Origin of the sequence: Marinobacter sp. LV10MA510-1 (genome assembly GCF_002563885.1) — a bacterium.
Taxonomy (GTDB): Bacteria; Pseudomonadota; Gammaproteobacteria; order Pseudomonadales; family Oleiphilaceae; genus Marinobacter.
In genome coordinates, this window is sequence record NZ_PDJA01000001.1 from 3,306,845 (window position 1) to 3,327,505 (window position 20,661).

At 53.1% G+C, this 20,661-nt stretch carries 33 protein-coding genes and 3 pseudogenes; 26 read left to right on the top strand and 10 right to left on the bottom strand.

The window, feature by feature from the left end:
• Positions 1 to 87: 87 nt before the first annotated feature.
• Complete coding sequence (locus ATI45_RS15860; protein ID WP_179888086.1) at positions 88 to 561, top strand: GNAT family N-acetyltransferase; 474 nt, start codon at positions 88 to 90, stop codon at positions 559 to 561.
• Between the two features lie 84 nt (positions 562 to 645).
• Here ATI45_RS15860 and ATI45_RS15865 read toward each other — a convergent pair whose 3' ends face one another.
• Both ATI45_RS15865 and ATI45_RS15870 read right to left on the bottom strand, forming a co-directional pair.
• Positions 646 to 960, bottom strand: a complete 315-nt coding sequence (locus tag ATI45_RS15865) for a type II toxin-antitoxin system RelE/ParE family toxin (RefSeq protein WP_098420623.1) — start codon at positions 958 to 960, stop codon at positions 646 to 648.
• A 2-nt stretch (positions 961 to 962) separates the two neighbouring features.
• Positions 963 to 1,199: an addiction module protein gene (locus ATI45_RS15870; RefSeq protein ID WP_098420624.1), complete on the bottom strand. Its 237-nt coding sequence runs from the start codon at positions 1,197 to 1,199 to the stop codon at positions 963 to 965.
• 209 nt (positions 1,200 to 1,408) lie between these two features.
• Here ATI45_RS15870 and ATI45_RS15875 point away from each other — a divergent pair, with 209 nt between their 5' ends.
• Positions 1,409 to 1,651 (top strand): type II toxin-antitoxin system Phd/YefM family antitoxin, encoded by a 243-nt coding sequence (locus ATI45_RS15875; RefSeq protein ID WP_098420625.1) that lies wholly within the window; start codon positions 1,409 to 1,411, stop codon positions 1,649 to 1,651.
• Positions 1,648 to 1,911 carry a Txe/YoeB family addiction module toxin gene (locus ATI45_RS15880; RefSeq protein ID WP_098420626.1) on the top strand — a complete coding sequence of 88 codons (264 nt, stop codon included), beginning with the start codon at positions 1,648 to 1,650 and terminating at the stop codon, positions 1,909 to 1,911. Before ATI45_RS15875 ends, ATI45_RS15880 begins: the two co-directional genes overlap by 4 nt.
• Before the next feature lie 148 nt (positions 1,912 to 2,059).
• Here ATI45_RS15880 and ATI45_RS15885 read toward each other — a convergent pair whose 3' ends face one another.
• Positions 2,060 to 2,542, bottom strand: a complete 483-nt coding sequence (locus ATI45_RS15885) for an HPP family protein (RefSeq protein WP_179888421.1) — start codon at positions 2,540 to 2,542, stop codon at positions 2,060 to 2,062.
• Positions 2,543 to 2,641: 99 nt separating this feature from the next.
• Between ATI45_RS15885 and ATI45_RS15890 the strand changes: the two genes are divergently transcribed.
• From ATI45_RS15890 to ATI45_RS15910, 5 genes are all read left to right on the top strand, one after another.
• A complete protein-coding gene (locus tag ATI45_RS15890; protein ID WP_098420627.1) occupies positions 2,642 to 3,220 on the top strand; it encodes a TetR/AcrR family transcriptional regulator in 579 nt (192 codons plus the stop codon).
• Positions 3,221 to 3,298: 78 nt separating this feature from the next.
• Positions 3,299 to 3,922, top strand: coding sequence for a SagB/ThcOx family dehydrogenase (locus ATI45_RS15895; protein ID WP_098420628.1), 624 nt, complete (start codon positions 3,299 to 3,301; stop codon positions 3,920 to 3,922).
• Between the two features lie 96 nt (positions 3,923 to 4,018).
• Complete coding sequence (locus ATI45_RS15900) at positions 4,019 to 4,435, top strand: hypothetical protein (protein ID WP_098421788.1); 417 nt, start codon at positions 4,019 to 4,021, stop codon at positions 4,433 to 4,435.
• 88 nt (positions 4,436 to 4,523) lie between these two features.
• Positions 4,524 to 4,937, top strand: a complete 414-nt coding sequence (locus ATI45_RS15905; protein ID WP_098420629.1) for an ACT domain-containing protein — start codon at positions 4,524 to 4,526, stop codon at positions 4,935 to 4,937.
• A 146-nt stretch (positions 4,938 to 5,083) separates the two neighbouring features.
• Positions 5,084 to 5,584 carry a GNAT family N-acetyltransferase gene (locus tag ATI45_RS15910; RefSeq protein ID WP_098420630.1) on the top strand — a complete coding sequence of 167 codons (501 nt, stop codon included), beginning with the start codon at positions 5,084 to 5,086 and terminating at the stop codon, positions 5,582 to 5,584.
• A gap of 244 nt (positions 5,585 to 5,828) precedes the next feature.
• On the opposite strand, the gene tnpC is transcribed toward ATI45_RS15910, so the two are convergent.
• Genes tnpC through ATI45_RS15930 form a run of 3 tightly spaced genes read right to left on the bottom strand, consistent with a single transcriptional unit; the run spans position 5,829 to position 8,297 of the window.
• Positions 5,829 to 7,541 (bottom strand): IS66 family transposase, encoded by a 1,713-nt coding sequence (gene tnpC / locus ATI45_RS15920; protein WP_218926151.1) that lies wholly within the window; start codon positions 7,539 to 7,541, stop codon positions 5,829 to 5,831.
• Positions 7,516 to 7,836: an IS66 family insertion sequence element accessory protein TnpB gene (gene tnpB, locus ATI45_RS15925; RefSeq protein ID WP_018405611.1), complete on the bottom strand. Its 321-nt coding sequence runs from the start codon at positions 7,834 to 7,836 to the stop codon at positions 7,516 to 7,518. Before tnpB ends, tnpC begins: the two co-directional genes overlap by 26 nt.
• On the bottom strand, positions 7,833 to 8,297 hold the full coding sequence (locus tag ATI45_RS15930; RefSeq protein ID WP_098420632.1) for a hypothetical protein: 465 nt from the start codon (positions 8,295 to 8,297) through the stop codon (positions 7,833 to 7,835). Before ATI45_RS15930 ends, tnpB begins: the two co-directional genes overlap by 4 nt.
• Before the next feature lie 774 nt (positions 8,298 to 9,071).
• Between ATI45_RS15930 and ATI45_RS15940 the strand changes: the two genes are divergently transcribed.
• The 3 genes from ATI45_RS15940 to ATI45_RS15950 all read left to right on the top strand — a co-directional run bounded on the left by ATI45_RS15940 (position 9,072) and on the right by ATI45_RS15950 (position 10,145).
• Positions 9,072 to 9,446 carry a hypothetical protein gene (locus tag ATI45_RS15940; protein ID WP_098420634.1) on the top strand — a complete coding sequence of 125 codons (375 nt, stop codon included), beginning with the start codon at positions 9,072 to 9,074 and terminating at the stop codon, positions 9,444 to 9,446.
• A gap of 151 nt (positions 9,447 to 9,597) precedes the next feature.
• On the top strand, positions 9,598 to 9,855 hold the full coding sequence (locus tag ATI45_RS15945; protein ID WP_098420635.1) for a type II toxin-antitoxin system Phd/YefM family antitoxin: 258 nt from the start codon (positions 9,598 to 9,600) through the stop codon (positions 9,853 to 9,855).
• Positions 9,843 to 10,145: a type II toxin-antitoxin system RelE/ParE family toxin gene (locus ATI45_RS15950; RefSeq protein WP_098420636.1), complete on the top strand. Its 303-nt coding sequence runs from the start codon at positions 9,843 to 9,845 to the stop codon at positions 10,143 to 10,145. The genes ATI45_RS15945 and ATI45_RS15950 overlap by 13 nt, the downstream gene beginning before the upstream one ends.
• Positions 10,146 to 10,282: 137 nt before the next feature.
• On the opposite strand, the gene ATI45_RS15955 is transcribed toward ATI45_RS15950, so the two are convergent.
• Entirely contained in the window at positions 10,283 to 10,798 is a 516-nt protein-coding gene (locus ATI45_RS15955) for a transposase (protein ID WP_228706261.1), read from the bottom strand.
• Between the two features lie 91 nt (positions 10,799 to 10,889).
• Between ATI45_RS15955 and ATI45_RS15960 the strand changes: the two genes are divergently transcribed.
• On the top strand, positions 10,890 to 12,185 hold the full coding sequence (locus tag ATI45_RS15960) for an IS4 family transposase (RefSeq protein ID WP_098420637.1): 1,296 nt from the start codon (positions 10,890 to 10,892) through the stop codon (positions 12,183 to 12,185).
• Positions 12,186 to 12,619: 434 nt separating this feature from the next.
• Here ATI45_RS15960 and ATI45_RS15970 read toward each other — a convergent pair whose 3' ends face one another.
• Positions 12,620 to 13,081: a helix-turn-helix domain-containing protein gene (locus ATI45_RS15970; RefSeq protein ID WP_018405070.1), complete on the bottom strand. Its 462-nt coding sequence runs from the start codon at positions 13,079 to 13,081 to the stop codon at positions 12,620 to 12,622.
• Between the two features lie 1,240 nt (positions 13,082 to 14,321).
• On the opposite strand from ATI45_RS15970, the gene ATI45_RS15975 reads away from it, so the two are divergent.
• From ATI45_RS15975 to brnA, 4 genes are all read left to right on the top strand, one after another.
• On the top strand, positions 14,322 to 14,609 hold the full coding sequence (locus ATI45_RS15975; RefSeq protein ID WP_098420638.1) for a toxin: 288 nt from the start codon (positions 14,322 to 14,324) through the stop codon (positions 14,607 to 14,609).
• Positions 14,596 to 14,898 carry a CopG family antitoxin gene (locus ATI45_RS15980; protein ID WP_098420639.1) on the top strand — a complete coding sequence of 101 codons (303 nt, stop codon included), beginning with the start codon at positions 14,596 to 14,598 and terminating at the stop codon, positions 14,896 to 14,898. The genes ATI45_RS15975 and ATI45_RS15980 overlap by 14 nt, the downstream gene beginning before the upstream one ends.
• An 85-nt stretch (positions 14,899 to 14,983) precedes the next feature.
• Entirely contained in the window at positions 14,984 to 15,247 is a 264-nt protein-coding gene (locus tag ATI45_RS15985; protein ID WP_098420640.1) for a BrnT family toxin, read from the top strand.
• Positions 15,237 to 15,488 carry a type II toxin-antitoxin system BrnA family antitoxin gene (gene brnA, locus ATI45_RS15990; RefSeq protein WP_098420641.1) on the top strand — a complete coding sequence of 84 codons (252 nt, stop codon included), beginning with the start codon at positions 15,237 to 15,239 and terminating at the stop codon, positions 15,486 to 15,488. Before ATI45_RS15985 ends, brnA begins: the two co-directional genes overlap by 11 nt.
• 785 nt (positions 15,489 to 16,273) lie before the next feature.
• Here the strand turns inward: brnA and ATI45_RS15995 are convergent.
• Together ATI45_RS15995 and ATI45_RS16000 are read right to left on the bottom strand one after the other, a co-directional pair.
• Positions 16,274 to 16,591 (bottom strand): CcdB family protein, encoded by a 318-nt coding sequence (locus ATI45_RS15995; RefSeq protein WP_096275970.1) that lies wholly within the window; start codon positions 16,589 to 16,591, stop codon positions 16,274 to 16,276.
• On the bottom strand, positions 16,591 to 16,836 hold the full coding sequence (locus ATI45_RS16000; protein WP_098420642.1) for a type II toxin-antitoxin system CcdA family antitoxin: 246 nt from the start codon (positions 16,834 to 16,836) through the stop codon (positions 16,591 to 16,593). The genes ATI45_RS15995 and ATI45_RS16000 overlap by 1 nt, the downstream gene beginning before the upstream one ends.
• Positions 16,837 to 17,027: 191 nt before the next feature.
• On the opposite strand from ATI45_RS16000, the pseudogene ATI45_RS16005 reads away from it, so the two are divergent.
• From ATI45_RS16005 to ATI45_RS16050, 10 genes and pseudogenes are all read left to right on the top strand, one after another.
• Positions 17,028 to 17,296: pseudogene (locus ATI45_RS16005) on the top strand (type II toxin-antitoxin system RelE/ParE family toxin).
• A gap of 10 nt (positions 17,297 to 17,306) precedes the next feature.
• A complete protein-coding gene (locus tag ATI45_RS16010; RefSeq protein ID WP_098420643.1) occupies positions 17,307 to 17,594 on the top strand; it encodes a HigA family addiction module antitoxin in 288 nt (95 codons plus the stop codon).
• A gap of 165 nt (positions 17,595 to 17,759) precedes the next feature.
• Complete coding sequence (locus ATI45_RS16015; protein WP_007348116.1) at positions 17,760 to 18,041, top strand: type II toxin-antitoxin system Phd/YefM family antitoxin; 282 nt, start codon at positions 17,760 to 17,762, stop codon at positions 18,039 to 18,041.
• Positions 18,038 to 18,340, top strand: a complete 303-nt coding sequence (locus ATI45_RS16020; protein ID WP_098420644.1) for a type II toxin-antitoxin system RelE/ParE family toxin — start codon at positions 18,038 to 18,040, stop codon at positions 18,338 to 18,340. The genes ATI45_RS16015 and ATI45_RS16020 overlap by 4 nt, the downstream gene beginning before the upstream one ends.
• 147 nt (positions 18,341 to 18,487) lie before the next feature.
• Positions 18,488 to 18,712 (top strand): addiction module protein, encoded by a 225-nt coding sequence (locus tag ATI45_RS16025; protein ID WP_098420645.1) that lies wholly within the window; start codon positions 18,488 to 18,490, stop codon positions 18,710 to 18,712.
• On the top strand, positions 18,709 to 19,002 hold the full coding sequence (locus ATI45_RS16030; RefSeq protein ID WP_098420646.1) for a type II toxin-antitoxin system RelE/ParE family toxin: 294 nt from the start codon (positions 18,709 to 18,711) through the stop codon (positions 19,000 to 19,002). Before ATI45_RS16025 ends, ATI45_RS16030 begins: the two co-directional genes overlap by 4 nt.
• Before the next feature lie 95 nt (positions 19,003 to 19,097).
• A complete protein-coding gene (locus tag ATI45_RS16035) occupies positions 19,098 to 19,463 on the top strand; it encodes a hypothetical protein (protein ID WP_143751176.1) in 366 nt (121 codons plus the stop codon).
• Between the two features lie 11 nt (positions 19,464 to 19,474).
• Positions 19,475 to 19,975 (top strand): annotated as a pseudogene (locus tag ATI45_RS16040) (TSUP family transporter); the annotation flags it as partial.
• A gap of 130 nt (positions 19,976 to 20,105) precedes the next feature.
• Positions 20,106 to 20,306, top strand: a pseudogene (locus ATI45_RS22825) (type II toxin-antitoxin system RelE/ParE family toxin); the annotation flags it as partial.
• A gap of 54 nt (positions 20,307 to 20,360) precedes the next feature.
• Positions 20,361 to 20,648 (top strand): helix-turn-helix domain-containing protein, encoded by a 288-nt coding sequence (locus ATI45_RS16050; RefSeq protein ID WP_098420649.1) that lies wholly within the window; start codon positions 20,361 to 20,363, stop codon positions 20,646 to 20,648.
• The last annotated feature ends 13 nt before the right edge of the window (positions 20,649 to 20,661 follow it).

Here is a 20,661-nt window from a genome sequence, read left to right on the forward strand (position 1 = left end):
CTACTCCATTGCGGCTTCGCCTCCACTCCGCAGCCGCGCGTGCTGTTGGCGTTATGTTTGTGACGAGATACCGGCATTGGAGTATTGATGAATTTAGATGGACTGACTGTGCGGGAAGCAAGGGTTGACGATTACCGTTCTCTCGCAGCATTGGAACAAAAGGTGATTGACGCTGAGCGTCCGTACAATACGTCTCTCAAAGAAAAAGACGCCTATTACTACGATATCGAAAAGCTGATTACTGATCGTGATAGTAGGTTGGTCGTTGGAGAGGTTTCTGGCAACATTGTCGCTACAGGGTACGTTCAGGTGCGCCATTCAAAGCCTGCCTTAGACCACGATAACCATGGATATTTTGGCTTCATGTATGTGGCAGAGGAGTACAGAGGGCTAGGGTTAAACAAAGTGATCTTGCAAGATCTGGTTAGTTGGGGCCAGCAACGAGGAGTCATCGATTTCTATCTTGAAGTGTATGCGGAGAATAATTCTGCTGTTCGTGCATATGAGAAATTTGGCTTTCGAGGATCTCTGCTAGAAATGAAGTTGAACCTTGGGAGTTGATTCAAAACATAACCAGTGCAGGCACGGCGACGCCCTTTACATTGCGCCTTCGGCTTCATTACAAGGGCGCGCATGCTGCGAGCGTTAGGGCTTACTTCGCCCCAGCCAATAGCCAGGCTTCCGGGAGTGGTGGGCAACGGCGATTACGACAGTTTCTTTCGGCAACTCAATTGCGACAATGTCGTACGGGAAGCGTTCCAGAATCAGTCGTTTTGCGCCTGTATGGCCGGCTTGCTCGGGGAGAGGTGATAAGGGGATGAAGTTCTCTTCAATAACGTCGATGGCAGCGTCAATAGCAGCGAAGAACTCGGCTCCGAGTCCAGGTTGCTCATATTCGTACCATGCTGCGGCCTCTATCGCTTCCTGTGAGGCTTCTTCCAGTATCCTTACCGTTCGCATTGTTACTGGTTTAGCCTCGCTCGCATCTTTGTTCGGAATTCTTCGCGGCTGAGAAGTGTGGCCTTACCACTTTTGACCTTGGACACACGGCGAATAATTTCATCGTTCCAGGCCTGCTCAACAGAGTCATCACGGGGGCCGTCCAGGCTCATTATGAGCTCGCGAGCCAGCACTGCGCGTTCCGACTCGGAGAGAGTCGAAATCTGGGAGCGTAGGTGATTTAATGTTTCGGTAGTCATGGAGCCTCCGCGAGTAGCACTATGGTTATGCTATCCCGATTAGAAGGCCCTAACAAGGCGGTCAACCGGACGCCAAAAGCGTGGCCGCTTTTGGTTCCCTCCGCTGGCGCTCCGGCGCCGGTTACCTAAGCGTTATGCAAACCGTTCGTCTTGACGTACGTACCTTATAGCGTACACTGGTGAAAAATTAAACACACCAGAGGTGCGTCATGATCGGAATTACTGCAACTGAGGCACGCAGCAACCTTTATCGGTTGATTGATGAAACCGCCGACTCTCATCAGCCGATCATCATCATGGGCAAGCGGAATAAAGCCGTACTTGTGTCTGAAGAAGACTGGTCTGCTATTCAGGAAACGCTTTACCTGCTTTCCGTGCCGGGTATGCGCGAATCTATTCGTGAGGGGATGGGTGCCCCTGTCGAGGAATGTGATAGGGAGCTGGACTGGTGACATGGACGTTGGTTTACACCAAGCAAGCCCAGAAAGACGCAAAGAAGTTGGCCTCAAGCGGCCTAAAACCAAAAGCCCAAGAGCTGTTGGCGCTGATTTCAGAAGATCCGTATCGAAAACCGCCTCCATTTGAGAAACTTATCGGTGATCTTGCGGGAGCTTACTCACGGAGGATTAATATTCAGCATCGACTGGTGTACCAAGTGCTTGAAGACGAACGAGTAGTCAAAGTTCTCCGACTCTGGAGCCACTACGAATAATGCATAACCAGTCGCTGTTGCCGGACAATATTTCCACCGCTGCGCGGCTCCAAAATTGCCGCAAAGCTTGGCGTTATGCAGATCAGTGAGCTGGGCTCCTCAAGTATTTCTCCTGGCCCAGCCTCCCTGTTTTGACTAATAGTGTCGTTTACAACCACTTCTTCGGATAGCGTTGACCGGAAATAAGCCGGTGGTATACCACCCCGAAAGCCACAATCAGAATGGTGCCTGCCGCCACCGGCGTCAACAGGAAACCCCAGTGTTCACCTGCAAGCATGACGACCAGCGGATTAGCCCCTGCTGGTGGGTGGGTAGTGTTGGTCAGCATCATCAAGCTTACCGCTAGTCCTACTGCCAACCCCATCGACCAGGGGGTAACGCCCACCAGAGCTGCTACAGACAGGCCGGTCGCCGTTGTTAATAGGTGACCTATGATGATGTTTCTGGGCTGTGCTAGTGGACTTTCCGGCAATCCGAATAGGATTACCATGGTCGCGCCAAAGGGAGCCATCAACCAGACGGAGGACTGATTAGCGCTGCCCAGGCTGCTCAAAGCGGTAATACACAGCATTGCCCCCAAGCCTGCTAGCAAAGGGACAAGGTAACGTGAAGTGGTCAGACGTTTGTACATGAGCAAAATCTCCAAAGTAGACAGATCGGTCTGCATAGAGTAGACAGTCTTGTCTACTGATGTCAAGATACGGATATCTGGTGTGATGTGGGTATAACCATGGATAAGCAAGAACAGCTAGTTCGTACCGCCTTTAAATTGTTTTACACTCGGGGCATTAACGCAGTGGGAGTGAACCTAGTGTTAGCGGAGTCAGGCATAGCCAAGAAAACGCTTTATCATCACTTCCCCAGCAAGCAACACCTAGTGGAAGCGGTCATCCGCTATCGTGACTGTAGCTACCGGGCTTGGCTTATATCGAGGCTGGATCATGTACTTTCAGGCAAACCCGCTTTGCTTGAACTATTTAGTGCTCTGGATGACTGGTTCCACAGCCGGGTGCCGGATATCGACCACTTCCATGGCTGCTTCTTTATCAATGCCAGCGCTGAATTCGGCGACCGAGACAATGTCATCCACCGGGCCTGTGCCGAGCACAAATCTGATATAACGAGACTGATTCGAAAGCATGTGGATGCGTTGTCTCTCCCGGATGGGGCAACAGAAGAGCTCACACGCTTGGTTGTTCTACTTAAAGAAGGGGCTACCTCAGTAGCGCACGTTCAGGGAAATCTTGATGCGGCGATGGAGGCTAAAAAAATACTGGAGAATATACTGCATCGCTATGCTGATGAATAACTTTGGTACATGTGTTGCTTGAAGAAAATATCTTCGAGAAATCGATTGCGTAACGCCACAATGCATAAGGAGTAGTGCATGATTTTCGAGCTACCTGCTCCTGAAACACTTGAGTCTGAATCATTGGTTAGCTGTATTGAAAATCGTCGCAGTGTGCGAGAGTACTCTAAGGCTCCCCTGCGTATTGATTCTCTATCCCAGTTACTGTGGTCTGCGCAAGGAATAACAGGCCCGGAGCAAAAAAAGGCAATACCTTCAGCGGGCGGACTCTACCCTTTGCAGACCCACATTTTGGTGCGGCGTATTGCGGAACTTGAGCCTGGGATTTATGAATACCAGAGTGGCAATCACTCTTTGAAGCTACTTGGCAGCATCTCTCCAGAAGCGTCGATACGAGAAATGGGGATTGGCGATCAACCATGGCTAAATGACGCGGCCATCGTCATTGGGTTAGCTGGAAAGCTCGAAGTAGCCATTAGGCGCTTTGAATCTCAGGCACCCCAAGGAGAGCGCGGTTCTCGCTATGTGTATATGGAATCGGGAGCTTTAGCGCAAAATGTCCATCTTCAGTGCACGGCTCTAGGGATTGGTTGTGTTTTGGTCGCAGGCTTTGATGATTCGAAGGTGAAGGAAGCATTTGGGTTCCCTTCAGATGTGGAGCCTACTGCGCTACTTTGTATCGGACAACGGTGGAGTGTCTAACTATGCATAACCAGCCACGTCACACGGATGGTTTTTCTCCGCTTCGCTCCAAAAAAGCCACCGGTGCGCTTAGCGTTATGGATTCAGGAGTTTACAGTGCTAGAGTCGGTAATACAGGAAGAAGCAACAGGGTGCGGCATTGCATCCGTAGCCAACATTCTTGGCAGGTCGTATGCAGAGATGGCATCCATAGCTGACACCATGGGCATCCATGCCTCAGACAAGTCGCTGTGGTCAGATACAGAGTATGTCCGTCGCATGTTGTCCAGCGCGGGCGTTGAAACCTCGAACGATGAGATTCCGTTTGAATCCTGGGATAGATTGCCGGACCTTGCGTTGTTGTCTATCAAGCATCATCAGGAAGAGGGCAGATATTTCTGGCACTGGGTTTTGTTTAAGCGTGTGGAGGGTCAGCCATTCGTTTTGGATTCAGCAAGCTACCTGTCTTCCAATATTCGTCAGGACTTCGAAGCAATGCAGCCGAAGTGGTTCATTGAGGTCAAAACTGTATAACAAGGCCATTAAATTCGCGCCATGTGGTCTCTCGTTGGTCGGGTCGCTTATGGCGGTCATTTCATTAGCAATAAGGACGTTTACTAGGATGGACGGCACCGTCGAATTGGAAAGCCTATTGAGTTCCCTGGTCCCACAGATGCCAGAGGTCGACTATGTATTCTGCAGTGTCCCTGGCACTCTCGGTGACTATGCTGGGCTTGAGCCAGTGACTACTGTAAGGGAAACGGAAGGCTTAACATTGGTTTTGCCGGTCGCTGTAGCAGTGAGGGAAAACTTCAGGTTCAACGGAACATATCGGCAAATCACTCTCACAGTGCACTCAAGCCTAGAAGCCGTTGGGCTGACAGCGGCTATTTCCTCCGAGCTTGCATCAAATGACATTCCGGCTAACGTCGTCGCTGGCTATTATCACGACCACATTTATGTCCCTAGCGGCAAGGCTGAAAAAGCGCTGCACCTGCTGCAAGCACTGAGCATCAACAGCGCAGTCGTTAAATGAGAACATTCCCCTTGAGAATGGTAGGCGTGCCAATATTGTCAGGTTTGGCGCATGATCTATAACCAGTCGCACCAGTTCACGCCTACGGCGCCGGACGCTCGTTCCTTGCGCCGCTGTGCTTGGCGTTATACCGCCAGGAGAGTGATGTGTTTGAGGTAGTAAGAGCAGTTTTTCCTGATGATTTAAAGGATGTTCTTGATCTATACCGCGAGTATGTTAGTCGGACTTCGGTCGATCTTTCTTTTCAAGGTAACGATCAAGAATTTAATCAGCTACCTGAAAAATATAGCTCTGAAGAGTCAAAGATTTTTTTGCTGAAAAAAGACAGCAAACCTATTGGGTGTGCGGCATTTCGGAGGTTGGATGAAACTGTCTGTGAAATGAAGCGAGTTTATATTCGACCAAGCGCTCGTGGTAGCAATCTGGGGACCAAGCTGGTTGATAGAGTGTTGCAAGAGGCTGTTATCAGTGGATACAAGAAAATCTGTTTAGATGTTCTGCCTGAGTTCCAAACCGCCTTGAAATTATATAGGTCATATGGGTTTGTTGAGCATCCACCCGCAACGAACAACCCAGTTCAAGGAACACATTTTTTGGGCTTGAATTTAGAGCAGTATAACCAGGCATTGCAGCGGACGAGCCGCTGAATGCGCCGTTAGCTGGATTGATGTGGTTCCTTTTTGGTGGCTCGGTATCAGTGGCCTTGGTTCAGGTTTGGCAGCAAACCGGCGAGTTTCGGTGTTTGCCAAGGCCGTCGAAATTGGTGGTCAGTTGGCAGCACAGCCGTTCAAAAGTGGCGACAGAAAATTGGGCGTTCTGTTTGTGGTGACCTTACGGCAGCATAGCGCAACTTCGCGCTACGCTTGTGCTAGACCTACCTGGAGGGCGTGCTCAGGCGGCCTTGACGTCTTGACTGCTATGGCTTTGATAGGTCCACGGCAACCAGCTTTCAGGGTTTTGCCTGGCTTCGCTGGCATGACGCTGGACGCTGCGCAGGTAAATCAGCGGATTGATTCCGGCAAAGGCGCAGGTCGCAATCACTGAGGTGATCACATCGGCGATGGCCGCACCGGCGGCGCTCTTGAAGAACATGGCGTTCTTGCGATTGCGGATCGGCAGCTTGAGACCACGCTCCATGCGATTGTTGTCGAGCGGTGCCCCCTCCTGGCGGCAGAATGCGCTGAGTCCGTCGAAGTGTTTGTTGAAGTAGTTGACCGCCTGGCCAAAGCTGCTGTTGGCTTCAGCCGCGTTCGCAGCCAGCCGGTCTGCGCCATAGCGGCGGATGTCTTCCATCACCGGGAGTGAGTGCTTGCGGTGATGGGCCAGCCGCTGCGCGGCCGTCATCTGCTGCTCAGTCGCTTCAGTGTCGTGTTGCCAGATCAGCTGGTAACGCGTCAGTACCGCCTCCGCCTCTTCAGGAAAGTGCACCACCAGATCGGCAAAGTTGCGCCGGCCGTGTGCATTGCACAGGGCGATGCGCAGCGGGGTGCGGCTGACATGATTGGATGAGAGCGCATCACTCATCACCAGCGGCGGCGGGCTGCCGTCACTGCGCAGGCGCAGGACATCGTCCAGTAATTCACCGGCATGGCTGAGCGATGTCTGGTACAGCACCAGGGGCGGACCGTCACCTTGCTCGGCAATCATGCCGGAGGTATGAATGCCGGAGCGCAGTCGCTCACGGCCGTCATGGCGACTGCGTTTCATGACCGGCTTCTGATCCAGTATCCGGTTCCCGGTATCGTCGATATGATACAGCCAGGCGTCGGCGGCCAGCTTGAGCAGGGTGTCATGCACCGGCTTGAGATCATTGGCCAGATGCTCGCACTGATCGAAGATCGTCGAGGCTGTCATTGGCACGCCCAGGAGCTGATTCAGGGTGCCCTGACGGTAAAACGGGTGGCCGGCGAAGTACTTGTTCATGGCCATCAGGGCTCTGGCGCCGTAGCCGTACTTCTGGCCTCGCCCGCCGTCCTGCAGAACAGAGTCTGGCAGTGTGGCCGTGATGAAGACACCGCAGGCGTTGCAGCGCAGGCGCTCGGCCACGTGCTGCACAGCATTGAACGGTGGCTGACTCTCAATGCGGACGAAGCTGGCCGGATCGTACTTGTAGAGCTTGCCGGTCTCGCATTCAGGGCAGTCGTCGCCCTTGCTGACGTCTTCGAGCGCATGATGTTCGACCGTCGGTGGCACCGCCTCGACAGCCGGTGGTTCGGCCGAGGTGGCCGGACTGCGTGATGAGGCTTTGCGTGATCCGCTCTTCCCAGTGGCGGTGCCCAGCAGACTGCTGAGCTTTTCTGAAGCATCGACCAGGCCGGCCAGCTTCCGCAGCTTGTGCAGGCCGACTCTCTTGGACTTGATGCCAGCCTGCAGCTTCGCCAGCGTCATCAGCGCATCGAGCAGCAGCCTGACATCTTCAGGTGGTAGGGCCAGATCATGATCCAGCGCATGCTGCACGCGCGTGGTCAGCGCTTCTACCTGCGCTTCGGTCAGTGTTGTGGCACTGGCAGTCATGATCTGTTCCTGTTGTGAGTCTGTTTGAAGGTGTTGGCATAGCCTACTGAGTTTTCGAACGTTTTCAAGATAATTTCTCGACAGGGCCACGCAGCCATTGCCGCAGCTGCGCCGCCTCCAGCACGGTCAGCGCACTGCCTGCGGCCGGCCAGCGGGTAAAGCGGCCTTGCGAGAGGCGTTTGGTCATGAGCCAGAACCCGCTGCCGTCATAGCAGAGCACGCGGACCATGGTGCGGCTTTTGTTGGTGAAGACGAAGCGGGTATCACCGCGCGGATCCTGTCTGAGCTGATCACGGCACAGGGCCACGAAGCCATCGATGCCGCGACGAAAGTCAGCCGGCTGCGCTGCCAGCAGGATGCGGCTCGAGCTGGTCAGCAGGATCATGCGGCCTCCGTGGCGCAGAGCGCCAGTACCAGCGCACTCACCTGAGCAGGACTGCAGGCCCCTTCGATCGTCAGCCGCTGGCCTGATGAGGTCGAGAGGGTGAAGGTAGGGACAGTGATATCGGTTTCGGTTTCGGCTATCGCCTGTTCAAGCGGCACGAAGGTTGGTGCTGATACACATGAGCGTGTCACTGTCTGTGGAGCAGCGCCCCGACGTGTCGTTGCTTGCGCCTGCAACTTCGGCGACCAGGTGTTCAGCATGGTGTAGCTGACGCCGAGGGCTTTGCTGACACAGACCCGCGAGGATGCCAGTGCCAGCGCGACGGCCCTGTCGCGCAGTGACTGAGGCACGGCAGCCCGCTGGTGTGGTCGTTGCGCACGCCAGCGCGTGAAGTCTGCGGCCAGCGAATCGAGCCGCCTCTGGAGCTGAACGGTATCGTCAACGGGGGTTGATGGAATCATGACTGCCTCCTGATAGGGTTGAGGCATTCATTGAATCAGAAGCTCAGCAGGAAGTTACGCTATGCTGCCGTAAGCTCACGTTTGTGGGGCTGTCCGGCGTAAGCAAGTTTTTGGCCTGCTAATCTGGCGTTCAGGTTCGACCGCCGCATCGGTTGCGGTGTTTTAGGACATTGTGCATCGGCGGATTTTGGTGCAAGGGCAGCGGCGGAGTAGGCTATCACTTTATGTGCCAGGGGCTGGGCTGTCAGTTACATCCAGCTAACAAATCGCAGCAGTACGCGGCCTACGGCCACCGGACGTCACTGACGTGCCGCCGCTGTGCTCAGCGTTAGCTGGATTGTTGTGGTGCCTTTTTGGTGGCTCGGTATCAGTGGCCTTGGCCCAGAGTTGGTAGCAAATCGGCGATTTTCGGTGCGTGCCAAGGCCGTCGTAATCAGTGGTCAGTTGGTAGTTCAGCGGTTCAACAGTGGTAACAGAAAATTGGGCGTTCTGTTTGTGGGGCTGTCCGGCGTAAGCAAGTTGTTGGTCTGCTAATCTGGCGTTCTGGTTCATTCGCCGCATCGGTTGCAGTGTTTTTGACACTGTGCATCTGTGGATCTTGGCATAAGGGCAGCAGCGGAATAGGCTATCGTTTTGAGTGCCGGGGGCCGGGCTGGCAGTTACACCCAGCTAACAAATCGCAGCAGTACGCGGCTTACGGCCGCCGGACGTCACCGACGTGCCGCCGCTGTGCTCAGCGTTAAAAATACAATTTATCAGAAGTAAGGAGTCTCAGTGAACAAAGGTATTGTCGCAGTTGCCGTAAGCTTGTTATTGGTGGGCTGTGCTGCCCAAACTCCAGAATACAGACTTGGCCAGTTTACGGCTGCGTCCAGTTTCAATGTCAGAAACCTTGACTACGATTCAACATCTGCAACGAGAGTTGAGGGAGAGGATTGCCATCAGGTGGGCCAGCAGCCAAATGACTCTCGTCTCCAGAGAGCGATGGATCAAGCAATCCAAAATGGTCAAGAACAGGGAATCACTGGTGACCTTTTGGTCAATGTAAGAATTGATCAGGTTCAGAAGAATAAGCCTGGCAACTTCTTTGGACTCCCCGTGGCTCACAATTGTATCCAAGTAGAGGGCGAGCTAGTCACTCTGCGTTGATTTTTAACAAATCGCTCAAGTTCGTTCCCGGCCTGATGGCCGTCCACCGGGTGCCCTTTTCAGGGCACCGTTTAGCTTTGCGTTAGCTGGGATGGCGCCACCTGAAAAGTGATACTATAGTGTCACTATCAAACTAATTCAGGGTAATTCCATGAAAGTTGAGCTAGTTACAAGCCTCAAGCGCCAAGCGACAAAAATTCTGGCAGACCTGCGTTTATCAAAAGAACCGGTACTGATTACAGAGCATGGCCAGCCGTCCGCTTATCTTGTTGATGTGAAGGATTACGAGTTTATGCAGCGCCGGCTGGAACTACTTGAAGGGCTCTCACGGGGAGAGCGTGCTGTACTGGAGGGAAGAACGTACAGCCAAAGCGAAGCCAGGGAGAAAATGAGTAAATGGCTGAAATAATCTGGACGGAGCCAGCTCTTCAAGAATTAGATTCTATTGCCGAGTACATTGCTCTGGATAATGTAGTTGCTGCAAGCGCTCTGGTTGAAAAAGTTTTTGAAAAAACGGAGCGCTTGGAAAACTTTCCGCAATCCGGCCGAACTCCACCTGAGCTACCCAATTCAATCTACAGGGAAGTTGTCGTGCCCCCTTGCCGTGTTTTCTACCGTGAAGAAGGGAGTCATGTGTTCATCCTCTATATTATGAGGGAGGAGCGGCAGCTTCGTGTTTACATGCTAGAAAACAGCTAACCAGACGCGGCACGCGGATGCCTTTGTCTCCGCTTCGCTGCGTCAAAGCCACCGGTGCGCTCAGCGTTAGCTGGATTGGTGTGGTTCTTTTTTGGTGGTTCGGCGGCAGTGGCCTTGGCCCTAGTACACTGTATAGTTTAAAACTTCGGATATAAACGCTTTAACTTGCGTCTTGCATCATTTGTACCGAATTGCCAGTCCACATTGGTTTGTCGGTTGTTCCTGTCTGTATTCCATGCAGCCACTTTAGTTCGCATCTTTTCAATACAATCAATTCGTCCTGCAAGACATTGTCGTTTCAAAACACTGAGTTCTATCTCTGCAATGTTCAGCCAACTCCCATGTTTTGGAGTGTAATGTATCTCAAGCCGGTCAGCCAAACGTTTGGCTTTTTCAGGTGGGAAAGCCGTGTATAACGAAGCCATATTGTGTGTATTCAAATTGTCCATAATAAAAATAACTTTTTCCGCATCTGGGTAACGCTCTTCCAGCATTTCCTTGGTAAAAAAGGCCCAGTCAATTCGCTTTCGTGTTGTAGTAATTTTTACTTTCCGCCGCCCTCCAAGTGGTTCTACCTCAATAAATATGTTTGCGACTCCTTTACGAACATATTCATCATCCATCAAAACAGGGTGCCCAGGAGCCAATGTCATCAACTTAAGACATTTCCCCAAAAATATCATATAATTAGAGCTCAACCATCAACGAGGAAATGCCCTATGGAGCACAATAAAAAAACAACGTTTGACAACCCAACCGACATTCTTTCCGAAAATTGTACATAAAATAACCAGCTTACTGAGCTGCCCCGAGTTTATTGCCCAGCATCGCACCCATCCGAAGCACTTTACCCGCAAACGCCATCTGACCTTCCGCAATCTGATCCTGTTTCTGCTGAATCAGCCCAAAAGCGCCCTGCAAACCGAACTGGATGCCTTCTTTCAGGCGCTCAATGGCTCGACCTTTGAAACCCAGGTGGTCACCGCCCAAGCCTTCAGCAAAGCCCGCCAGAAGCTCAGCGCGTCAGTTTTTGAGGCTCTCAACAGCGCCCTGCAGGCCCAGATGGATGAGCTGGGGCTGCACAAGACCTGGCAGGGCCTGCGCCTGCTGGCCGTGGACGGCTCCAGCATGCACTTGCCGCTGGAAGACCCACTGGCCAAGCACTTTGGTACCCACAACGGGTTGCCGGTGGCCCGAGTGTCGGTCCTGCAAGACCTGCTGTCCAATCAGACTCTGCACACCCTCCTGATCACGCCGGATGTGGATGAGCGGGGCTGTGCCAGCATGCACCTGAAGCATGCTCCTGACCACAGTCTGATTCTGTTTGATCGGGGCTATCCCGCGCACTGGCTCTTTGCCGAGCTACAGCGCTGTCAACAGCAATTCCTGATGCGCCTGACACTGACCCATTCCCGAGAAGTCCGCGCGTTTGTGGATTCTGGAAAAGACGACGACACCGTCTCGATGACGTGCCGGCACGGGTTATCCCGACAGGTCTGTAGGCAGTCCGGCGTTGATCCGGACACGGCCCTCCAGATCCGGTTGATCCGGGTGACGCTGCCCACCGGGGAAACGGAAGTGCTGGCCACCTCACTCCTGGACACCGGGGCCTTCCCCGCCGAGCTCTTTGCCGACCTGTACCAACGGCGCTGGGGCATCGAGACCGACTACCGCCGGCTTAAGCAAACCCTGAGCCTGGAAAACGTCAGTGGCCGGACGGTCTGTGCCGTACAGCAGGACATCCACGCCTGCCAACTGCTCAAGAACCTGGCCCTGCTGATGCAGGCCCTACAGCAGCCCGACATTGAGCGCAAAACCGCCCACCGAAAGCTGGCCTGGAAGGCGAACTTCACTCAGGGCGTGTCCCGGCTGAAGCATACCCTCGTCTCCTTGTTCGTGCGTCCCAGCCGCGAGGCCCTGGATAACCTGTGGCGCCTGTTGGGTAACAGCTTGAGTGCGGTGCGCCCCGGGCGAAGTAGCCCACGACGCCGAAAACGACTGGCCACCAAAGGCTGTGAAGGGTACAAGCCGACTCGCTGACCGACACCACCCCCCGGCGGCGTATAACAAGACTTCCTGACAGACTGTGCCGGCCACCGGTCGAATGGTTCTCGCCCTGAATAACGCTTAAACCGCTCTGACACACCGGCAAATACACCATTGACGGTCTTTGGCGCTGATTTCGGGTTAGGCTCTGATTTTAATCGCCTGTCGATTCAATAATAGGCTGTCTCACGATTGGTAATCTTGGTGACTCAGAGGATCATAATGGACTTCTGGGGCTTAAGTTGATGACATTGGCCCAGGAGCTGCTGGAATAGGTTCATGAACCTCGCCAATTAACTGCATGCTCGATTCGTCCATACAGACCACCGGAAATTTCGGATCATATGGCCGTGAATAGATATCAAGAACGTCCTCCATCGCCGCTACAAAAGCGGCATTCTCATCCGGTGGTATTTTCCAGTATTTGCTCAGGTGAGGCTTAAGTTCATTTTTTTTAGAGTGTTACATACCGTCATGGGGGAAACACTCGGTGCTATTTCCAATTCCACCACTTTCTCAGCCAGTAACCGTACGGTCCAACGCTTTCGGCCTTCCGGCGCTTGTGAACACGCCAATGCCAAAAGCCGGGCTTCAAACTCACCTCCAAACAGAATTTCTCGGGGAGGTGTTTCGCGTTTCTTCCGTTCGATGGCTGCGGTGAGACCCTCTTCAACAAATCTTTTTTTTAAATGTTCGAGACTTCGAGTCGTTCGCCCTAAGGCTTCAGCAACTCTTGCAACAACCCATTTAGGCCCATATTCTCCAGCATCAAGCAGTAGCAATGCGCGGGCAGATAAAACGGTTCGGGCGGCCCTTTTGCCCTTCGTTGAAATTGCCTCCAATTCTTTTCGTTCTTCTTTTGTCAGTGTCACCTTGTAACGTGGTGCCATATCGTCGTCCTCAATTGATGGTTGAGAACGAGTATAGCAAAATGCTATTAATTGCGAACTATTAAGATGTACAGTGTACTAGGTTCGTAGCAAAACCGCTAATTTTCAGTTACGCCAAGGCCGTCTGAGTCCGTAGTTAGTTTGGCCGCTCAATCGTTCACTGGCGTTGTCATAAAATTCGGTGTTCGCCGTGCGGGGCCTTCCACGGAAAATTGGTTCTGCGCCTGTTACTCTGAAGTTTAGGTTCGTTCGCCGCATCGGTTGCAGTGATTTTGACACTGTGCATCTGCGAATCTTGGCATAAGGGCAGCAGCGGAATAGGCTATCATTTTGAGTGCCAGGGGCTGGGCTGTCAGTTACACCCAGCTAATCGGGTAGCTGGGGGTATCTAACCCCCAGCCCCCACAACACCCTGCACCGATGCGTCGGACCGGCGGGTCCGCACAGGGCGTTTCCCGAAAACGTTCAGAGTAAGATGGCCGATTACCTCCTCCTACCCCAATGATGGCTTCTGATTTTGCGCCAACGTTCCTCAGTCCGGTCGGACATGGAATCGTTGAGCTGCACAGGCTCCTCATTGATTTTCGGGTTCAGGCCTTCACCCTGTCCCAACCATTACGATGGGCGTTTGGCTACTATGCCGTCTGCTGACTTCTGCTCAATCACCGGCGGGGTTACCCCTATCGGCGCTATCGGCGCTATCGGTGTCCACCTTGTTCGCTCGCAACCGCCGATGGCAACGGCTGCGCCCAGGCTTGATCGACCAGTGGCCTGACTGGTAATTGACCGATCGCTCGTTGAACAGATCCCGAAGCGTCGGACCGCCCCAAATAAGAACATGCACTGTCACTGCGCAACTGCATCATTTACGGTGGCCGTTAGATCACGCGGCTTCGCGGGAGGCCGCCCCGTCGGCTTGTGCCAACTCGCCTCCGGCCTACGCCTCATATGATGTTCTTGTTCATCAGCTCGCAGCTTTGCTAGCGGCTTACTTCCGGCCGGCGTTCCGGAGACCGCACCTCGCGGGTTGGCCCTTGCCATTCGCTAGTGGTTAGCGTTCAATCGGTAAAACCGGCTGAACGGTGATCTTCCCACAGGGGACTTTCACCCCATTAGTTCATGCCCATGCTGGGCGTACACAAATGGCTGTTGGCGGACGCGCCTTCGCTGCGCTCCGGCACGCCGCAAAGCCGAGCGTTAGCAAGATGCCAATAGGCACACACTCTGCTAGACTCATGTCATGAAGCAAATTAACTGGAATGCTGAAAAGAACCAGCAGTTGATGAGCGAGTGCGGAGCTTCTTTCGAAGACGTTCTGTTCGCCCTTCAGTCTGATGGTTTACTTGATGATGGACCTCATCCCAACAGTGATAAGTATCCGAATCAGCGTCTGTTTGTGGTTCGGATTGATGATTACGCCTGGCTGGTACCGTATGTTGAGAATGACGGGGAGATCTTTCTCAAAACGATCATCCCCAGCCGCAAGGCCACCAAGAAATTTTTAGGGGGATTGTATGGCCAAGATTAAATTAGATTCTGAAGAGCAAGAGTTGCTTGAGGCATACGAGTCCGGGGAATTCGAATCGGATCTGGATGCCGATCGGCGCGAGCATCTCACGAAGGCAGCCGAAGAAACCTTCAAGAAAGACAAGCGGATCAATATCCGTATTTCTAGGCGGGATCTGGAGGCACTTCAGCGCCGGGCTTTGGAGGAGGGCCTGCCGTACCAATCTCTGGTTTCCAGTGTTTTGCACAAGTATGCCTCTGGTGGGTTCAAGGACATCTCTGCTAACAAGTCAGGCCAGCGGACGCGCTGACGCGCGCTGCTGCCTTCTGCGTTAGCAGGCACCACTTTACCTCCACGATCTTGCCGGTTGAGTAAAAAAGGGATATTTTATACTCATGGATGAATTCGAGTTCGACGACCACAAAAGCAAGGCTAATCTGGAAAAGCACGGTATTGATTTCGAGAGTGCTCGAACGCTTTGGGAAGATCCATATCTGTTGGAAGTCCGAGCAAAAGCTATGGATGAGGAGCGATTCCTCCTGGTTGGTCGAATAGGCGAAAAGCATTGGTCTGCGGTCGTTACATATAGGGGCAGGCGTATTCGGATGATTTCAGTCAGGCGTTCCCGCAAGAAAGAGGTAGAGCTCTATGAAAGCTAGAGATTTCGACAAAAAGTTTGAGGAAGATCAGGAGAATATTGTTGACGATCTTGATCTTTCCACGGCGCGGCGCGTGAACCAAGAAGCAAAGCGGATAAATGTAGATTTCCCTGCGTGGGTTGTTGAATCGCTAGACCGGGAAGCGGCCCGTATCGGTGTCACGCGCCAGTCAATCATCAAGGTCTGGCTAGTTGAGCGCCTTCAGGCCGAAGCTGCTAATCGGGTAGCCGGGGGTATCTAACCCCCAGCCCCCACAACACCCTGCACCGATGCGTCGGACCGGCGGGTCCGCACAGGGCGTTTCCCGAAAACGTTCAGAGTAAGATGGCCGATTACCTCCTCCTACCCCAATGATGGCTTCTGATTTTGCGCCAACGTTCCTCAGCCCGGTCGGACATGGAATCGTTGAGCTGCACAGGCTCCTCATTGATTTTCGGGTTCAGGCCTTCACCCTGTCCCAACCATTACGATGGGCGTTTGGCTACTATGCCGTCTGCTGACTTCTGCTCAATCACCGGCGGGGTTACCCCTATCGGCGCTATCGGTGTCCACCTCGTTCGCTCGCAACCGCCGGTGGCAACGGCTGCGCCCAAGCTTGATCGATCAGTGGCCTGACTGGTAATTGACCGATCGCTCGTTGAGCAGATCCCGAAGCGTCGGACCGCCCCAAATAAGAACATGCACTGTCACTGCGCAACTGCATCATTTACGGTGGCCGTTAGATCACGCGGCTTCGCGGGAGGCCGCCCCGTCGGCTTGTGCCAACTCGCCTCCGGCCTACGCCTCATATGATGTTCTTGTTCATCAGCTCGCAGCTTTGCTAGCGGCTTACTTCCGGCCGGCGTTCCGGAGACGGCGCCTCGCGGGTTGGCCCTTGCCATTCGCTAGTGGTTAGCGTTCAATCGGTAAAACCGGCTGAACGGTGATCTTCCCACAGGGGACTTTCACCCCATTAGTTCATGCCCATGCTGGGCGTACACAAATCGCTAAACCGTGACGCCGTAAACGGCGCACATTAGCGCAGCGTTAAATGCCAGTGATCGCGAAGTCCAGGGCATCTACTATCTGGTCTCGAAAGTGGGTTAATGAGCCTGCGGGGTTATTCAGTTGCTTGGTGGGCACTGAGGATATTTGAGGTGTCAGCAACAGAAGTTTCTGGCCATCGAAGGTGACCTCTGGAGTGAGGCCCTGCATCGTTTGGTTCCCGAAGGCTGAGAGCCTGCCAAGCGGAATAACGATGCGTGTTGCCAGTTCAGATAAGTGCAGGCTTTGAATGTCGACCAAGTAGGGATAAAACGATTTGCTGGCTTTGTTCGGATTGGGGTATACATCGAACTGGGCCATTAAAATTCCCTAAATTCGTCACCGAAGCAACCATGCTGCTCAACGAATTCGTTGTAACCTGTGATGGCAGCGCGGTTTTCGTCGGCCCATTGAGCTGCTTTGCGTTTCGCCAACTCTTCTCTCAAAGCTCGCTCAAGCGTGGCCGAGAGATTGATGTTCAACGCTCGCGTTTTTGAAAGCAGGTCGCTGTTCACGGACAGATTCGTTGCCTTTTTAGGAGAAGCTATATCGTAGAGCTCATGCATTTTGGCCTCCACAGAGCTATTTGCTGGCTTTTACACAGCTTATGCGTATGCGGGTGCGCATTCAAGTGCATTTAACCAATCAATCAAGTTCGTTCCCGGCCTGATGGCCGTCCACCGGTCGGCTTTTAGCCGCCGCTTGTCTCAGCGTTATGTGCTTTGAAACCTGATACGTTACAGGGTACGATCAAGTAATGATTCGAAGCTTCAAACACAAGGGCTTGGCCAAGTTTTTCAAGTCCGGTAGCACAGCAGGGATTCAGGCTGGTCACGCGAAGAGGCTTCGGCTTATTCTCGGTAGATTAAATGCAGCGTCGGATGCCAAAGATATGGACTTACCAGGCCTTCGATTGCACGAACTGTCCGGCAATCGCGCTGGAGTCTGGTCAGTGGTAACTGGCGGGTAACGTTCCGGTTTGAGGACGGTGATGCCGAGATAGTGAACTATGAAGATTACCACTGAGGTATAGCCAATGTTGATGCACAATCCTCCCCACCCTGGTGAAGTATTGCGAGAGCTTTGTCTGGAGCCCCTTGGCATCTCTGTCACGGCGGCTGCAGAGGCATTGGGTGTTAGCCGAAAAACTTTGAGCGCTGTATTGAACGGCAAGGCCGGTATTAGTCCCGAAATGGCTATTCGGCTTTCTATTGCGTTTGACACCTCAGCAGAGAGCTGGCTAAACCAGCAGTCCCAATATGAGCTTTGGCATGCTGAACAACATCGTAAAGAGCTCAACGTGAAGAGGCTTGTTGCGGCCTGAATCATCACATAACCAAGCCATGCACCGGATTTCAAACCCTCCGCTTCGCTGCGGTTTTGTCACCGGTGATGGCAAGCGTTATGTTTCTTCCCTCGGACACCTTGTCTGCCTGTAAGCAATGTCGTACTCTTTAATGTACGCTAAAACGTACTTGAGGTGAATGCCATGTCTAGGGTCCGTGTAGATGAAGATATCCGTCCTCTGTCTGAATTCCGGGCAGGGGTAGCCACATTTGTAAAGCAGCTCCATGAAACCCGCCGCCCTATGGTATTGACGCAGAGAGGTCGTGGCGTTGCAGTATTGGTGGGTGTCCACGAGTACGAGAGGATGCAAGAGCGTCTGGAAGTGCTGGAAGAGGTGTATAAGGCCGAAGAACAGATAGCCTCCGGGGATGGTATTGCGCATGAAGACGCGAAGGCTCGGGTTTTGAGCAGGCTGGGTCAATGAAGATTGTTTGGTCCCCGCTTGCGCTGGAGCGTGTTGAGGATATTGCTCGGTATATAGCAGAAGATAACCCAGATGCTGCGCTACGGTGGGTTGATGGTTTATTCGCCACGGTAGAGCAGCTAGCCGACTTCCCTAAAAGTGGGCGTATGGTTCCCGAGGTGGGGTCGCCTCGCATCAGAGAGTTGATATTTGGAACTTATCGGGTTATTCACAGCGTCAAAGATCAGGTTGATATTCTGACTGTGCGTCGCAGCAGCCAGTTATTGCGGGTGTCCGAGGTCGATGATGATGAAACATAACCAGCGGCTGCACAGCGACCGATTTTCCGCCGCTTAGCGGCGCCAAACCGGCGGGTGAGCCGGGCGTTAAAGGGTAAAGCTCGATGCATGGCAGCCATTACCTATCCGTGTCAGAATTAACAGATACACGAACGAGAGGTTGCGCCCATGAATCTCCAAAGAATTGAAGACGAGGCACTCCATCTGCCAAAAGAAGAGCGAGCTCTGTTGATCCAACGATTGGTTTTGAGCCTGGAATCTCCGTCAGAGGAAGAGCTTAAGTCTGACTGGTTGCTTGAGGCTCGCAGAAGAGCGGAAGAACTTGATAGCGGGTTGGTTCCAGCGGTACCCGGTGACGACGTTATGAGGAAGGCTCGAGCACTAATCAAATGAACTACGTTTTTCACCCGGCAGCGGAAGCCGAGTTTTTGGAATCAGTCGGTTACTACGAATCGAGGGTTCCAGGATTGGGTGGTGCCTTTATAGAGGAATTTGGGGCCCTCGCCGAACTGATCGGCGATTCACCAGAAGCTTGGCAGGTCAAGCTAGAGCCGGATATTCGCAGAGCTTCCCTTCATCGATTTCCGCTATCCATCGTCTATCGAAAAAAGCCTAGCTGTTTCCAGATTCTAGCGGTTGCACATGACCGGCGGCGGCCGCACTACTGGCTAGGCAGGCTTTAAAAATCGGCTGCACGGCGACCGATTTTCCGCCGCTTCGCGGCTCCAAACCGGCGCGTTAGGCGCACCACAATCTGAGTTTGAGTAAGATCCACAGCATGAAAAAGGTATCAGAAATGCTCATAGCAGTTAGCGGTGACCTGCTAAAGAGCGTGGAAAATTTGGAGGAAATGCAGGCACACTTGGATTTGGTGAAGACTGCGTGGAATATGTCACTGTCATCTGGAAAAAAACGTAATGGAAAGCTCAAAAAGTTCATTGAGTCTCAACGGGCCCGGGCGCCTAGCATAGAGGCACTCGAAGGTCTCGAATGGGAGTTCAGGCGAATCATGAAGCAAAAGGACAAGCTTTTTCCAGCGGTAAAGAAAAAAGTAGAGTTTGCGATGGCCATTGAGGAAAGCAAGAACTGCTATATTATACGGGCATACTTCACTAATGGCGCCGAGCCGAGTTCGATCGCCTAACAGTATGCCTTGGTACAGCAATTGGCATTCAGTTCCTTACCTCGGGGTCGTCCCGCTGGCCATCACTTGCGCTCGGGTCAGTTCTTGCGCTCTATGCGGTCATTGCGCTGTTCCTGCCAAAGTTCAGCGTGTCGCAAAAAGTGGAGCTTCGCCTTTCGCCAATTGTCGGTGGCGTCACAGGCATCCTTGCCGGCGCAACAGGTGTCTTTGTAGTTCCGGCCGCGCCCTATCTCAGTGCGCTGGGCCTGACCAAAGACGAACTCATTCAAGTACTGGGCTTGTCTTTTACAGTGTCCACGGTTGCATTGGCAGTTGCACTGGGTGCAAGCGGAAGCTTTTCTTCCGGAATTCTCGTGGCCTCCGCTGGCGCGGTGGTGCCAGCGTTGGTCGGCATGTTCATTGGGCGGCACACGCGTAATCGAATCGAACCGGCTGCATTTCGCAAGTGGTTTCTGGTTTCCATGCTTTTTGTTGGTGGCTATATGGCCGTCCGCAGTCTGGTTGCGCAGTGACGCCTAACGATCTGCTGCACAGTGAGCGTTTTTCCACCGCTTCGCGGCTCCAAACCGGCGCGTGAGCCGAGCGTTTACACCTCACTGATCTGGCCTTGATGTTTATACGGCAGCGCCGTATATTTTAGCAATGCTATTCATTGAAACCTCGACGTTCACCAAGCTGTTGCCGAGCTACCTCACGGACGAAGAATACCGTGGGTTTCAAACATACCTTATGCAGAAGCCTGATGCGGGCGATCTCATCAAGGGCTCTGGTGGTGTTCGCAAGGTTCGTTGGGCACCAGCGGGATCGGGCAAGAGTGGTGGCATTAGAGCGATCTACTATTGGGACGTGCCTCGATTCCCGGGCACATGCTTAAGCAGATAGCGGAGGCGATTAAAAATGAGTGATAGAAATCTTGGTGCAGAAATCCTCGCTGGGCTTGATGAAATTAAACAATTCAAAAAGGGCAATCGGGCGTTGCGCACTTATGAACTGTCTGAGCCCTCAGCGCCTCAAATTATTCGGTTAAAACTGAAAATGTCTCAGTCAGTTTTTGCCGGTCTCATGGGAGTAAGCGTTCGCACCCTGCAGGATTGGGAGCAAGGGCGTAGAGAGCCACAAGGCCCAGCAGTTGCGCTTTTGCGTATTGCTGAGCAGCACCCGGAAGTTTTTGGCCAGCTACACTGAGTATGGAGCAAGG